Source organism: Escherichia sp. WS1368 (genome assembly GCF_046487485.1).
Classification (GTDB): domain Bacteria; phylum Pseudomonadota; class Gammaproteobacteria; order Enterobacterales; family Enterobacteriaceae; genus Escherichia; species Escherichia coli.
This window is the reverse complement of sequence record NZ_JBJQJI010000003.1, coordinates 39,367-54,359: the sequence shown is the minus strand read 5'-3', so window position 1 is coordinate 54,359 and position 14,993 is coordinate 39,367. Positions and strand designations below refer to the sequence as shown.

Sequence of the window (14,993 nt, the reverse complement as noted above, 5' to 3'; positions counted from 1 at the left end):
GATTACACCTCCACGCGGCCCAGCAGATAATGATGATGCTGGTGGACATGGCTAATAATGCGGCACATATCGTTCAGCTCCGGTGGTACGTTGTTGAACTGACCTTCGCTGTCGATGTTTAACACCCAGCTTTGGTTATTCAGACGTACTCGTACCCGGCAATCTTCCACAAGGAAGCCAGGATTGCTGCTGTTATCAAAGTCTTGCGACAGGCTGAAGACGGTGATTTTGTCTTTGTACGGTTTACCGTTCCACGGGCAGAACTGAGCGCAGTTGCCGCATTCGTTACAGTAAGCGTCGAGGTGCAGCGTCTGGAAACGGTTCTGGAAGCCTGGGACCGCAATGGATACGTTGGCGCGGTTCGGGCAGACATCCACACACTTGCTGCAAACGTAGTTACATTCAAGGCAGCGTGCGGCTTCCTGGGCGACAAACGCGTCACGATCGTCGCTATCCACCAGGGTGATAGAGATATCGCCTTTGCGTTGATAGATTTCCGCCGGATTGACGTTGTTCCAGTATTTATCGTTCTGGTGGGAACGGATGTTTTCCCGACTAAGGATGACATCGGTCGCCCGACGCGCGGTTCCGACAGCAGCGACAATGGAGGATGGTCCGCGCTGTACGTCGCCGATCATAAAGACGTCAGTCAGACGAGTTTCGCCATTATGGTCGACGTCTGGCCAGCCGTTTTTGTCCAGCGGCACGCCCATCGCATTCAGGGCTTCAGTATCCTGCTGTTCACCAATGGCGGTGATCAGGCTGTCTACATGCAGTGTTACTGTTTCGTTGGTTTCAACCGGACGGCGACGACCTTTCTCATCAGGTTCGCCAAGCGACATAACGCGCAAGGTTAAGGTGCCATCAGCATCGAAACGTTCCGGATTATTCAGGAAACGGAACTCCACGCCGTCGTGCAACGCTTCTTCATACTCTTCGCGCCATGCTGGCATCTCTTGCAGTGAACGACGGTAAACGACCGTTGCTTTTTCTACGCCTGGAACGCGTAACGCCGCACGAGCGCAGTCCATTGCCGTGTTACCCGCCCCGACAACGACCACATGTTTGCCCAGCTTGAGCGCTGTGCCCTTGTTGTATTCACGCAGGAAGGGGAGTGATTTCCAGACATTTTGGTTGTCGCCCGCCAGTTTCACACCGCTATTTTTATCAGTGCCGGTGGCAATCAGAACATAGTGGAAGCCCTGATTTTTTAACTGTTCAACGGTCAAATCGGGTGAGCAGCCATACTCAAATTTCACGCCGTGAGCGGCAACAAAATCGATATCGTGCTGAATTAACTCTGCAGGAATACGGAACTGAGGAATGATATTTTTCACCACGCCGCCCGCATTGGCTTCGCGTTCAAACAGCGTAACCGGATGGCCCGCTCTGGCAAGGAAGTAACCTGCTGCCAGACCCGCCGGACCTGCACCAATCACGGCAACCGGATGGCGTGAACCAGAACCGGCTGGTTTGTGCCAGCGTTGCTTATATTCATCCCAACCTTTTTCCAGCGCGACTTTTTTCAGTTCGCGGATATTCAGCGCACTGTCGTAATCCAGGCGGGTACAGTTGTATTGGCACTGGTGATCGCAAATATGACCGGTAATGGCGGGCAGGGCGTTGCGTTGGTAGATGAGTTCCAGTGCGTCGGCATAGCGGTGTTCGCCAAGCAGACGGATGTATTCCGGAATATCCTGTTTAATGGCGCAAGCAGTAACGCACGGTGCAACGTAGCAGTCGGTCAGCGGCAGGTCTTCTGCCACTTCAATACGCTCTTCTGGCTTCCAGTGTTTCTGAGTGTATTCCATGGTTAACGCGTCTGCTGCCAGTTTGTTCAGGCGTTCGACGTCAACATGGTCAAGCCCCCAGGCGTCGGAGCCTTCCAGCTCGCGCATGCAGGCACTTAAGCGCAGATAGCCGCCAGGTTTCAGCAGGTCGGTTGCCATAGTAATAGGGCGAATACCAGTATCAAAAATATCGCGGATAGTCAGCTGACTGGCACCACCGGAATAAGAAATGGGCAGTTTGCCGTCAAAGGCGCGAGAGAGAACTGCTGCAACATTGATGGAGAGCGGGAACAGCGCACGGCCTGACATATACATCTCTTCACCAGGCAGTGCGCCTTTATTGTTGATGGTGCCGAGAGTGTTAGTCAGTTTTACGCCAAAGCCGAGTGATTTTTCTTTTGCCAGTACCATCAGGCGTTCCAGCATTTCCAGCGCTTGCGTCAGCTTGAGGTCGTGATCAAATGACTCTTCTTTTAAGCCTATGTAACCGAAACCGCAGACATCGAGGATCTCACGAACACGCGCGTACCCCAGTAAGGTCGGGTTGAGTTTCACAAAGGTATTGAGCCCTTTTTCTTCCAGCATGTAGCGGCAAATGGCTTCGATTTCATGCGGAGGACAGCCGTGCATGGTGGAGAGGGTAACGCCTTGTACCATGCTGGTGGGGATGCGTGCCGGTAAGGCCTGCAGGCATTCGCGTTTTTCCTGCAATCCGTGGCGGGCTAAAAATGCGTCATCCTGGAGTAATTTATTCAGCGTATCGCGATATTGAGCGAATTTCGGATGGTCAGATGCATCCATCATATTGTCGATGAACTGTTGCATCGGCGGTTGCTTAATACCTTCGAGGTTATAACCGACGCTCATATTAAAGATGAACGATTTACCGGAATCAGAAGGCTGGAACATCGCTTCGAGAAGGTGCAGGGCAAACCAGGCTTTGAGGTATTCATCCCAGGCTTTAAGCAGGGTAAATTCGGTAGACCATTCGGTGTTAAAGCACTCGTCTTCGGCATCGATACAGGGCTTTTCCAGCTCCAGACGGTCAAGAATTTGGACGGTTTTTAGTTCGATGAAGCGCCCGCCAGTCAGCCAGGAAGTAACAATATTTTGCGCGAGCTGCGTGTGCGGGCCAGCGGCAGGGCCGACGGGAGTGGCACAGGTTTCACCGAAGACGCTAACAGTTTTACCTTTTACGGGTGAGTAAAACTGTTGCTCGGGAATACCAAAGATTGAGCGTTGTTGTTGGTATTCATCAAATATGCGCGTCAAAAGTTCCTCAAACGGAATGGGACGCATAATATCCCCCATAACCCTCTCCTTAGCTTATACAGATATCATTGAGTGACCGGTGTTGAGAAATCCGGTGGTTTAGGGGGATAGAGCAACAATCGCACCACTCTTGCCAGGTTTGGCGGGAAATATAAAAAAATGTGAGGCGGCTCGAAACTTAGGAGCTTTTTGTGAATGAACTCACAGGTGCCAAATGAGAATTAAAATCACTCCTGAAAATTATTATTGCCAGCCCATTTATCACTTTTTCTCTTTTCTCAAAATCAGTGATTCCTTATCATTATGATAAAGAGTGCTGGAGGGATTAAATATTTGAACGCAATCGTTTAACTACATTTTCTAAATTTTAGTATACCTTTTTTGCGCTGTAATAAAGTCGTCCGGAGTATCAATATCTAAAATTATTTCTGCATTTTCTATTTCGACGGAATAATGATCTCCCATAAGGAGTGCCTGACGCATATTGGTGATATTGGGACGCTGGATTGCCTGCATCAGGCATGGCTTTGACACTAAAATCGGATGGCCGGGAATGCCATTATGGAGTGGCAGTATTGCGCCATCATTTCGTAACGACCAGATTTTTCTAAAAATATCGATGGTGAGGGTAGGCATGTCACCGTGGGTGAGAAAACAATATTCTGTTTTTACCGCGGGTACTGCGGCCTTTACTGATGTGAGTAAACCCTGCGCATAATCTGGGTTGTGAATAATAGTGATATTGCTCTGGTTCGCATAACGTTCGTGCAGTTCATTACCACGATAGCCGGTGACTAAAATAATTCGGCTACAAAACTGCAACGCATTTTTGATACTTGTATCAAGAATTGTTCCCTGTTGCCAGGGTAACATCATTTTCCATTGCCCCATTCTTGATGATAATCCGGCAGCGGTAATTATACAGTCGATGGCTGACATAGTGGTTCCATTATTTATAGGGGCTAATAACGCCTGATAATTGCGTTACTTCCTGATGGATTAAGTTGGGGATAATTTATCCCAGAGAGGTCATAAAGACTCGTGAAAAGTATAGTTGACCCATCGGCATTATTCATTGATTTAGGCGCGCAGAAACGTCCCACTGTGATTTCTGTTGTTGGGGCTGGGGGGAAAACCAGCTTGCTTTTTTGGCTGGCAGAACTGCTCCAGGCTAGCGGCAGGCGTGTGTTAATCACTACGACGACACATATGTTTATGCCAACGTCTCACTGGCCCGTGGTTTTCTGTCGTGATCCCGCCATGCTTCCTCATGCGTCTCTTACATCCCCCATTTCATTTTGTTTTCACAGCTGGAAAGCGAACCAGGGAAAGGTGCAGGGATTTACGCCAGAAGCGATTGATGCACTGGTGCAACGACCAGAGTGTGACGTAATTCTCATTGAGGCAGATGGCTCGCGTGGAATGCCGTTAAAAGCGCCTGATGAGCACGAACCTTGCATACCTAAAAGCAGTTGCTGCGTGATTGCTGTGATGGGAGGACATATTTTGGGTGCAAAAGTGAGCACAGAAAATGTCCATCGCTGGTCGCAGTTTGCTGATATTACTGGGTTAACACCTGATGCACCCTTGCAACTGAGCGATCTCGTTGCGCTGGTTCGCCACCCTCAGGGCGCGTTTAAAAACGTACCGCAAGGTTGTCGGCGAGTCTGGTTCATTAACCGTTTTTCTCAATGTGAGAATGCGATTGCGCAAAGCGAGCTCCTTCAACCGCTGCAACAACACAACGTAGAGGCAATCTGGCTGGGCGATATACAAGAACATCCTGCAATCGCGCGCAGATTTGTGAATTAGCGGCCCGGGTATTCCGGGTTACTGAAAGGATATCCATTGAGGTTGGTATGAATATTTTCACAGAGGCTGCAAAACTCGAAGAGCAAAATTGTCCGTTTGCGATGGCGCAAATTGTAGATAGCCGAGGCTCTACTCCCCGCCATTCTGCACAAATGTTAGTGCGCGCCGATGGTTCTATCGTCGGTACAATTGGTGGAGGAATGGTTGAGCGGAAGGTGATTGAAGAGTCGCTTCAGGCATTGCAGGAACGTAAGCCGCGATTATTCCATGGACGTATGGCTCGTAACGGTGCGGATGCTGTCGGGTCAGATTGTGGAGGTGCAATGTCAGTATTTATCAGCGTCCATGGTATGCGTCCACGTCTGGTGTTGATTGGCGCGGGGCATGTCAACCGGGCGATAGCCCAGAGTGCGGCGCTATTAGGATTTGATATTGCCGTTGCCGATATTTATCGCGAAAGCCTTAATCCTGAATTATTCCCACCATCAACCACGCTTCTCCATGCTGAGTCGTTTGGTGCGGCAGTGGAAGCACTGGATATTCGCCCTGATAATTTTGTCCTGATTGCCACGAATAATCAGGATCGTGAAGCCCTCGACAAACTCATTGAACAGCCCATTGCATGGTTGGGGTTGCTGGCAAGTCGTCGCAAGGTTCAGCTTTTCCTGCGTCAATTGCGTGAGAAAGGCGTGGCTGAAGAACATATTGCCCGTTTACATGCGCCTGTTGGTTACAACATAGGTGCGGAAACGCCGCAGGAGATCGCCATCAGCGTGCTGGCAGAAATATTACAGGTGAAAAATAACGCGCCGGGTGGGCTGATGATGAAACCTTCTCATCCTTCCGGACACCAGCTGGTGGTGATTCGCGGTGCGGGGGATATCGCCAGTGGTGTGGCGCTACGTCTGTATCATGCGGGTTTTAAAGTGATCATGCTGGAAGTGGAAAAACCGACAGTGATTCGTTGTACCGTGGCGTTTGCCCAGGCCGTGTTCGATGGCGAAATGACGGTCGAAGGCGTCACTGCCCGCCTGGCAACCAGCTCTGCGGAAGCGATGAAACTTACCGAACGCGGATTCATCCCTGTGATGGTAGATCCCGCCTGTTCATTGCTTGATGAACTGAAACCGCTTTGCGTGGTGGACGCTATTCTGGCGAAACAGAATTTGGGGACGCGGGCAGATATGGCACCAGTAACAATCGCGCTTGGGCCGGGCTTTATTGCAGGGAAGGATTGTCATGCGGTAATTGAAACAAATCGCGGGCACTGGCTCGGTCAGGTGATTTACTCTGGTTGTGCGCAGGAGAATACCGGTGTTCCTGGCAATATTATGGGGCATACCACCCGACGGGTGATCCGTGCTCCTGCTGCAGGCATTATGCGATCCAACGTGAAATTAGGCGATCTGGTGAAAGAGGGCGATGTGATTGCCTGGATTGGTGAGCATGAAATTAAAGCACCGTTGACGGGGATGGTGCGTGGCTTGTTGAACGACGGACTAGCAGTGGTCGGTGGTTTTAAAATTGGTGATATCGATCCTCGTGGTGAAACGGCTGATTTCACCAGCGTTTCTGATAAAGCCCGGGCGATTGGCGGCGGCGTACTTGAGGCGTTAATGATGTTGATGCATCAGGGTGTTAAAGCGACGAAAGAAGTGCTGGAAGTGGCTTAAATGAAAATGGCCGGATGGTATTACCCACCCGGCCTTTAAATTACTGACAAATCACCGTTCCGGTTTTGCCTTCAATCCCTTCTTTCGCTTTGCTCAATACGGTAATCAGTGCTTCACGACCTGCGCGAGAGCGAGCAAACGAGGCGGCAGCTTCCACTTTAGGCAGCATAGAACCTTTCGCAAAATGACCTTCTTCGATAAAGCGTTCAGCATCACTTAATGACAGGCGATCGAGCCACTGTTCATTCTCTTTACCGAAGTTAATGGCCACTTTTTCTACCGCAGTCAGAATGATCAGCATATCGGCATCAATCATTTCTGCTAAACGGGCGCTGGCCCAGTCTTTATCGATAACCGCACTGGCACCACGCAGGTGGTTACCTTCACGAATAACAGGGATACCACCACCGCCAACGGTGATCACCACCTGGCCTGCATCTACCAACGCTTTAACCGTTTCTTTTTCAATGATATCAACCGGTTTTGGCGAGGCAACAACACGGCGATAGCCGCGACCAGCATCTTCTTTCAGAGTGTAACCCTGTTTTGTCAGTTGCTCTGCTTCTTGCTCGGTAAAGAACGAACCGATCGGCTTGGTCGGGTTGAGGAATGCCGGATCGTTAGCGTCGACTTCGACCTGGGTAACCAGCGTTGCTACAGGTTTATTAATGCCACGAGAAAGCAGTTCTTCTCTTAAGGCATTTTGTAGATCGTAACCAATATAACCCTGGCTTAAGGCAACACAGACAGACATCGGCAGCATTGGCGAGTGCGCTTCAGTTTTTGCGGCAGCTTCAAAGGCCTGGTTAATCATGCCCACCTGCGGCCCGTTACCATGAGTGACGATGACCTCATGTCCCTGGGCAATTAAATCAACAATTGCCTGAGAAGTAATTTTTACCGCTTTCATTTGTCCGGCCAGGTCATCGCCCAGCGCATTCCCGCCCAGGGCGAGAACAATTTTCTTACTCATTTTTCCTCACTCATCATTCTTGATTGTGTATAGATCCCTGGCAGTGGTTAGAGCACGGGAGGGACAAACGGTTTGCGTCGCAGGAATCGACCTCGCCCGGCTTTGCCTGTAAAGGTGCCGTCACAGAAAATCGTTTCACCACGGGATAAGGTTCTGACAATCGCGCCCTGACAGGTAAAACCCTCCCATGGCGAGTAGTCGGCGTTGTCGTGGAGATGGCGATGCTGAATTTGTTGGCTCTGACGTGGGTCGATAATCACCACGTCGCCATCGGAACCGGGCGCTAATAATCCTTTTTGCGGCCACAGGCCAAACAGCCTGGCGGGCATTGCGCTGGTTAATTCAACAAAGCGTTCCGGTGTTATACGTCCCGTCATCACGCCACTGGAAAACAGTAACTGCATGCGGTTTTCCACACCGGGTAAGCCATTTGGGCAGCGACTGAAATCGCCTTTAGAAATTTGCAGGCGTTGAGCCATCGAGAAGGTGCAGTGATCGGTTGCCACCACGTCAATCGCACCATCGCTGATGCCACACCACAGTTTGTCCTGCTCGCGTATGTTACGCAGCGGTGGGCTAAGAATGAACTTCATGCCATCTTCTGTATCGTAACTGCGTTCGTCCAACAGGAGATATTGTGGGCAGGTTTCAACCCAGACTGGCTGGTGATTCGCACGGGCAAGACGCAGATAATCCAGACCTAAGCCGTTAGACAGGTGGACGATATAGAGCGGGGCGTTACCGGCAATTTGTGCCAGGTTAATCATGCGGGCGATGGCTTCCGCTTCGCATTCCAGAGGGCGACTCAAGGCGTGATAGCGCGGCGCGGTTAACCCTGCGGCGATAAATTCCGCCCGCTTGCTGGCGATAGCCGCATCATTTTCCGGGTGCACGGTGGTCAGCGCGCCGGACTCATGCAAGCGGCGTAACGCCTGCAAAACCTCGTCATCGTTGAGTTTGTATTGATAGGTTAAATAGAGTTTAAAACTGCTCAGTCCTTCTTCGACCATCATCGGAATTTCGTCGAGGATGGCGTGATTAATGTGCTGGATCACACCGTGAAAGCTGTAGTCGATGACCGCCTTATGGGCGGCATAGCCACGATAAACTTCCAGTTGATGGCGTAATCGGCAGCCATTCGGGCCAAATCCCATATGGTCAATAATGGTTGTTGTACCGCCACACGCAGCTGCGCGGGTACCGGTAAAAAAATCATCACAACTGCGCGCGATGCCGACATCAATATTGAAATGCGTATGGACATCCACGCCGCCAGGGAAAACGTAACAGCCAGTGGCATCAATTTCTTCATACGGGAGCTGCGGCGAAATATTGCTGCCCAATTGGCGAACAATCCCGCTCTCAATCAGCAAATCTTGTTTGGCTTGTCCATCTGCGTTAACGACAGTGCCGTTTTTGATCAATACGCGCATAGCAAACTCCAAAAACCCTCCGGCGAACCGGAGGGGAATAAGTGAAGAGTAATTATTCGGTTGCCAGCCAGCTTAACGGGATTGCAGCGTACATCGCGGCACAGGTCACCAGGTGAGATTTCCAGGTTTTTTCGTTAGGTGCATGCGCTTCAGGTTCTTTACCCGGGCCAAAGCCGATCACCGGAATGCCGTGACGGCCCATGATAGATACGCCGTTAGTTGAGAAGGTCCACTTATCAACAACCGGCGCTTTGCCAAACAGACCTTCGTAGGCATTCACCAGTGCTTTGACAGTGAAGTGGTCTTCTTCCACTTTCCAGGTCGGGAAGTAGCATTCGGTTGGGTAAACCAGGCCAGTCCAGGACGGACGGTCGTAGTTGTACATAGAAACAACCGCGTTAGCTTTCTGTACCGCAGGCAGGGCGCGGATTTCGTCCAGCGCGCCTTCCCAGGTTTCGCCCCAGGTCAGACGACGGTCGATTGAAACTGCGCAGCTATCTGCTACAGCGCAACGGCTTGGGGATGTGAAGAAGATTTCAGAAACGGTGAGGGTGCCTTTGCCGAGGAATTCATCATAGCCCAGGCGCTGGGAGAGTTCTTGTAATTCGCCAAGAATCGGACCCATTTTGAAAATGGCGTTGTCACCGCGTTCTGGTGCAGAACCGTGGCAGCTAACACCTTGAACATCAATGCGAATTTCCATACGACCGCGTTGACCACGGTATACCTGGCAATCAGTCGGTTCAGTACTGACCACAAATTCCGGGCGAATGCCGGATTGTTCAATAATGTACTGCCAGCACAGACCGTCGCAGTCTTCTTCCTGCACAGTACCGGTAACCAGCAGGGTATATTCATCTTCCAGACCGAGGTCTTTAATGATTTTACCGGCATAAACCATAGATGCCATGCCGCCTTCCTGGTCGGAAGTACCGCGACCACCGATCAGCTCATCAGTTTCCATGCCTTCGTACGGATCGAAGTCCCAGTTTTTGATGTTGCCAATGCCGACGGTATCGATATGAGCGTCCATTGCCACCAGACGCGGGCCGTGGCCGATATAACCGAGAACGTTGCCCATCGGGTCGATTTCAACTTTATCGAAGCCGACTTTTTCCATCTCTTCTTTAATACGATGTACTACGCGTTTTTCGTCGCAGCTTTCACTGGGAATAGCAACCATGTCGCGCAGGAAGCGAGTCATGTCCGCCTGGTAATCTTTTGCTTTTTCAAGAATCAGTTTGAATGGAATATTCTTAGCCATTATTTTTCTCCAGATTTTTTACTCCCCGTTTTGCAGGGAGCAGTTCCAATAGGGTGATTAAGGTGCTACAGCGTGTTTGCCTTCCCAGACAACTTCGCGGTAGTGCTTCACGTCTGTGTCGCCTTCAGTGCTGATAACCAGCACTACGGCATCTTTGTTCAGCGCCAGTTTTTCCATCAGGCTTTGACGTTGCGGGTGATAATGAACCGCTGCGAGAACGCCCAAACCGACAGCGCCGGATTCACCGGAGATGATGCGTGGGTCATTGCCGTACGGGTTACCCAGCACACGCATACCTAATGCGGCAACGCTGTCCTGGCAGGAGATGAATTGGGTGGCGCAGTTACGTAGGATTTCCCAGCCCAGCGGGTTAGGTTCGCCGCAGGCCAGGCCCGCCATGATGGTGGCCATATCACCGCCAACGTTGACGATGTCGCCTTTGACGCCGGAGCGATAAATACAGTCAGCTTTGTCAGGTTCAACAATAATGCTGTGCAGATTTTGCGGGCTGTAGACGTCGACCAGATAACCCAGCACACCACCGGCCATTGCACCGACACCGGCTTGCAGCAGAACGTGCGTCGGGGTTACGCCCATTTCACGCATTTGCTCGACGGCTTCATCTGCCAGTGTTGCGTAGCCTTGCATGATCCAGGTTGGGATTTTGGTGTAACCTTCCCAGGCGGTATCTTGCACCACTTCCCAGCCGTGCTGCTGCGCGTGTTGCATGGTCAGGCGAACGGTATCGTCATAGTTCATATCCGTGACGATGCACTCGGCACCGAGGTTCAGAATGGCGTCAACGCGTTCCTGAGCAGAACCTTTCGGCATGTAAATCACCGCATTCTGTCCGAGTTGCTGTGCTGCCCACGCCACACCGCGCCCGTGGTTGCCGTCGGTGGTGGTCGCGAAAGTCATTTTTTCGCCGATGGCATTTTTCAGGTGCTCAAATGACAGCGTTTCGATATCAAGATGATATTTTTCGCACAATAATTGAGCGATGGCGTATGCACCGCCGAGCATTTTGAAGGCGTTCAGACCGAATCGTTTTGATTCGTCTTTGACGAGAATTTTCTTCACACCAAAAAGGTTTGCGAGATCGTTCAGCGCACAAAGCGGTGTTGGGCGATAACCAGCAATTTTCTGGTGGAACTGGCGCGCCAGTTTGGCCTGGCTTTGCGAAAAGAGCGGTGATGTTTCGCCGTTGAAAAATTTGTTATCGGCGATATCAATCTTCAATGAGAAAACGGACATATCCTATCCTTTTGGCCTCTGGAAATAGAGGGCCGACCAGCTGATCGGCCCGAGGGGTTATTTCACGCGTTCTTGCGCTTCTTTCAGCAGTTGCTCGAGCAGTGCACCTGGTTTGGCGTATTTACGGGACAGGATCATCGCGGCGATGATATAAGGCTTCCAGCTGGCTTCTTTGTAGGTCGCGATACGGTATTTTTCGAATACGCCTTCAGTCACTTCACCTTCTTTGCAGGATACGCCGCTGATATCAGCTGGCAGGCAGTGCATGTACAGGGCTTCGCCATCACGGGTCAGTTCCATCATCTCTTCAGTACAATGCCAGTCTTTGTGTTGCGCGTTCTGTGCCAGACACTGTTTTTCCAGTGCTTTTAAGCCTTCGTGATCGTTCGCACGCAGCAATTCAGTACGCTCTTCCATCACTTTGTAAGGTGCCCATGACTTCGGATAAACGATGTCTGCGTCTTTGAAGGCTTCTTCCATGCTGGTGACCTGACGGAAGCTACCGCCGGAGGCTTTAGCATTGTTTTTCGCCACTTCAACGACATCCGGGATCAGGTCGTAGCCTTCCGGATGGGCCAGGGTGACATCCATACCGAAGCGAGTCATCAGACCGATGATGCCTTGTGGTACAGAGAGCGGTTTGCCATAGCTTGGGGAGTAGGCCCAGGTCATGGCGATTTTTTTACCTTTCAGGTTTTCCAGTGAACCAAAGTGTTCACGTAACCATGCCAGGTCAGCCATTGACTGAGTCGGGTGGTCAATATCGCATTGCAGGTTCACTAAAGCCGGACGCTGCGGCAGTACGCCCTGCTTGTAGCCGTCATCAAGTGCAGCGCCAACTTCACGCATATAAGCGTTGCCTGCGCCCAGATACATATCGTCGCGAATACCAATAGCGTCGGCGCAGAAGGAGATCATATTGGCGGTTTCACGCACGGTTTCGCCGTGAGCGATTTGTGATTTGCCTTCATCGAGATCTTGCTGTGCAAGGCCGAGCAGGTTAAGCGCGGAAGCATAAGAGAAGCGGGTACGAGTGGAGTTGTCGCGGAATACGGAAATACCTAATCCACTATTAAAGACTTTGGTTGAGATGTTTTCAGCACGCAGTGCTTTTAATGCTGCGGCAACGTCCAGTACTTGTTTCAGTTCATCTGGCGTCTGTTCCCACGTTAACAAAAAATCTTTCTCGTGAAGGTGAGAGGTCAGCGAATTGATATCCTTAATCAGCTCATTAACAGTTTTCATCATAAAGTCCCGGTAGTGGAATGACAGGCAAAGTGGTTTATTTCACTGTGACTTGCCAAAGTGATTGGTGTTTTCACAGCTATACCTGGGACTAACAATAAGTGTGCCAGAATTATCCACGGGGCTGCAAAAGACTAATTTGACGGATAATGTGTGGGGTTGATCACAAATTGATACCAGCTTCTGGTTGTTTGTAAAATACGAAAACGTTTGGCTTTTTTTATCGCGTTATTTATTTGCTGCTAAGTATCAGAAATAAGATAAAGGGGCAGGTTATCCCTCGTCAGTTTGATAAACTCACCGCCGTAATTCTCATATTGATATAGAAATGTGATATCTCTTCCATAATTTCATTAGAAAGTGATAAAAATCTTATGTTTTTATCAAAGCCAATTTCGTCTGAGTTAATATCATCATGATCTGTGAACCATCAACGTCTTCAATGATCGACTTTTAAGTAAGTCTGGAAGGTAAAGCTATGGAGCTTGCTACTACGCAGTCAGTACTGATGCAAATTCAACCGACAATTCAGCGTTTTGCCAGAATGCTTGCCAGCGTTTTGCAGCTTGAGGTTGAGATCGTTGATGAAAACTTGTGTCGCGTCGCCGGAACGGGCGCGTATGGGAAGTTTCTTGGCCGCCAGTTGAGCGGCAACTCACGCCTGCTCCGCCACGTCCTGGAAACGAAAACTGAAAAAGTTGTGACACAGTCTCGCTTCGATCCCCTTTGCGAAGGTTGCGATAGTAAAGAAAATTGCCGTGAAAAAGCATTTCTGGGTACGCCTGTCATTTTACAGGATCGTTGTGTTGGGGTGATAAGTTTGATTGCCGTTACCCACGAGCAACAAGAACATATCAGTGATAATTTACGCGAATTTTCTGATTACGTTCGCCATATATCCACCATTTTTGTTTCGAAACTTCTGGAGGATCAGGGGCCAGGAGATAACATCAGTAAAATATTCGCGACCATGATCGATAATATGGATCAGGGCGTATTAGTTGTTGATGATGAAAGTCGGGTTCAGTTTGTTAATCAGACTGCCTTAAAAACACTTGGTGTTGTACAAAATAATATTATTGGGAAACCTATCCGTTTCAGACCATTAACATTTGAGAGTAATTTTACCCATGGACATATGCAGCATATTGTTTCGTGGGACGATAAAAGTGAATTAATCATTGGTCAATTGCATAACATTCAGGGCCGACAATTATTTTTAATGGCGTTTCACCAATCGCATACCAGTTTTTCTGTAGCAAATGCACCTGATGAACCACATATTGAACAATTGGTTGGCGAGTGCCGTGTTATGCGGCAATTAAAACGACTCATTAGCCGTATTGCACCCAGCCCATCCAGCGTTATGGTGGTTGGTGAAAGCGGCACGGGTAAAGAAGTTGTCGCCCGTGCAATCCATAAGTTGAGCGGAAGACGGAATAAACCCTTTATTGCTATCAACTGTGCCGCGATTCCGGAGCAGCTTCTGGAGAGCGAACTGTTCGGTTATGTTAAAGGCGCATTTACTGGCGCTTCTGCCAACGGTAAAACAGGGTTGATTCAGGCGGCGAATACGGGCACGCTGTTTCTCGATGAAATAGGTGATATGCCATTAATGTTGCAGGCTAAATTACTGCGCGCTATTGAGGCGCGTGAAATTCTGCCGATTGGTGCCAGTAGCCCAATACAAGTCGACATCCGCATCATTTCTGCAACTAATCAGAATTTGGCCCAGTTCATTGCCGAAGGTAAATTCCGCGAAGATCTCTTCTACCGACTTAATGTTATCCCGATAACTCTTCCACCGCTGCGTGAACGCCAGGAAGATATTGAACTACTGGTGCATTACTTTTTACATCTGCATACCCGTCGTCTGGGATCGGTTTATCCTGGCATTGCTCCTGATGTCGTCGAAATATTGCGTAAGCATCGTTGGCCCGGAAACCTGCGCGAGTTAAGCAATTTGATGGAATATCTGGTTAACGTTGTTCCTTCAGGTGAAGTTATCGATAGCACGCTATTGCCGCCAAATCTGCTGAATAATGGCACAACGGAACAAAGTGATGTAACAGAGGTCAGCGAGGCGCACCTGGCACTCGATGATGCGGGCGGCACGGCGCTGGAGGAGATGGAAAAGCAAATGATCCGCGAGGCGCTTTCACGCCATAACAGCAAGAAGCAAGTTGCTGATGAACTGGGCATCGGTATTGCTACGCTCTATCGCAAGATTAAGAAATATGAGTTGTTAAACACATAACCTCAGTGAATCCGGCCTGA

The 14,993-nt window shown here is 49.9% G+C and carries 10 protein-coding genes; 3 read left to right on the top strand and 7 right to left on the bottom strand.

Features of this window, described 5'->3' with window-relative positions; all coding sequences use genetic code 11:
* Window positions 1-2 precede the first annotated feature (2 nt).
* Window positions 3-3,101, bottom strand: a complete 3,099-nt coding sequence (ygfK, locus tag ACJHYD_RS09000; protein ID WP_001551605.1) for a putative selenate reductase subunit YgfK — start codon at window positions 3,099-3,101, stop codon at window positions 3-5.
* Window positions 3,102-3,422: 321 nt separating this feature from the next.
* Entirely contained in the window at window positions 3,423-4,001 is a 579-nt protein-coding gene (mocA, locus tag ACJHYD_RS08995; protein WP_001272842.1) for a molybdenum cofactor cytidylyltransferase, read from the bottom strand.
* 102 nt (window positions 4,002-4,103) lie between these two features.
* Here mocA and yqeC point away from each other — a divergent pair, with 102 nt between their 5' ends.
* Both yqeC and yqeB read left to right on the top strand, forming a co-directional pair.
* Window positions 4,104-4,874 carry a selenium cofactor biosynthesis protein YqeC gene (gene yqeC / locus ACJHYD_RS08990; RefSeq protein ID WP_001521223.1) on the top strand — a complete coding sequence of 257 codons (771 nt, stop codon included), beginning with the start codon at window positions 4,104-4,106 and terminating at the stop codon, window positions 4,872-4,874.
* 47 nt (window positions 4,875-4,921) lie between these two features.
* Window positions 4,922-6,547 (top strand): selenium-dependent molybdenum cofactor biosynthesis protein YqeB, encoded by a 1,626-nt coding sequence (yqeB, locus tag ACJHYD_RS08985; RefSeq protein ID WP_001020377.1) that lies wholly within the window; start codon window positions 4,922-4,924, stop codon window positions 6,545-6,547.
* Between the two features lie 40 nt (window positions 6,548-6,587).
* Here yqeB and arcC read toward each other — a convergent pair whose 3' ends face one another.
* The 5 genes from arcC to ygeW are packed head-to-tail and all read right to left on the bottom strand — an operon-like array spanning window position 6,588 to window position 12,716.
* Window positions 6,588-7,520: a carbamate kinase gene (gene arcC, locus ACJHYD_RS08980; RefSeq protein WP_000037992.1), complete on the bottom strand. Its 933-nt coding sequence runs from the start codon at window positions 7,518-7,520 to the stop codon at window positions 6,588-6,590.
* 47 nt (window positions 7,521-7,567) lie between these two features.
* Entirely contained in the window at window positions 7,568-8,953 is a 1,386-nt protein-coding gene (gene hyuA, locus ACJHYD_RS08975; RefSeq protein WP_001551604.1) for a D-phenylhydantoinase, read from the bottom strand.
* A gap of 52 nt (window positions 8,954-9,005) precedes the next feature.
* Window positions 9,006-10,217 carry a YgeY family selenium metabolism-linked hydrolase gene (locus ACJHYD_RS08970; protein WP_001107125.1) on the bottom strand — a complete coding sequence of 404 codons (1,212 nt, stop codon included), beginning with the start codon at window positions 10,215-10,217 and terminating at the stop codon, window positions 9,006-9,008.
* Between the two features lie 57 nt (window positions 10,218-10,274).
* On the bottom strand, window positions 10,275-11,471 hold the full coding sequence (gene dpaL, locus ACJHYD_RS08965) for a diaminopropionate ammonia-lyase (RefSeq protein ID WP_001551603.1): 1,197 nt from the start codon (window positions 11,469-11,471) through the stop codon (window positions 10,275-10,277).
* A gap of 57 nt (window positions 11,472-11,528) precedes the next feature.
* A complete protein-coding gene (gene ygeW / locus ACJHYD_RS08960) occupies window positions 11,529-12,716 on the bottom strand; it encodes a knotted carbamoyltransferase YgeW (protein WP_000859787.1) in 1,188 nt (395 codons plus the stop codon).
* Window positions 12,717-13,194: 478 nt separating this feature from the next.
* Here ygeW and ACJHYD_RS08955 point away from each other — a divergent pair, with 478 nt between their 5' ends.
* The gene (locus tag ACJHYD_RS08955; RefSeq protein ID WP_000417804.1) at window positions 13,195-14,973 is read left to right on the top strand and encodes a sigma-54 interaction domain-containing protein; all 1,779 of its coding nucleotides are present in this window, start codon (window positions 13,195-13,197) and stop codon (window positions 14,971-14,973) included.
* The last annotated feature ends 20 nt before the right edge of the window (window positions 14,974-14,993 follow it).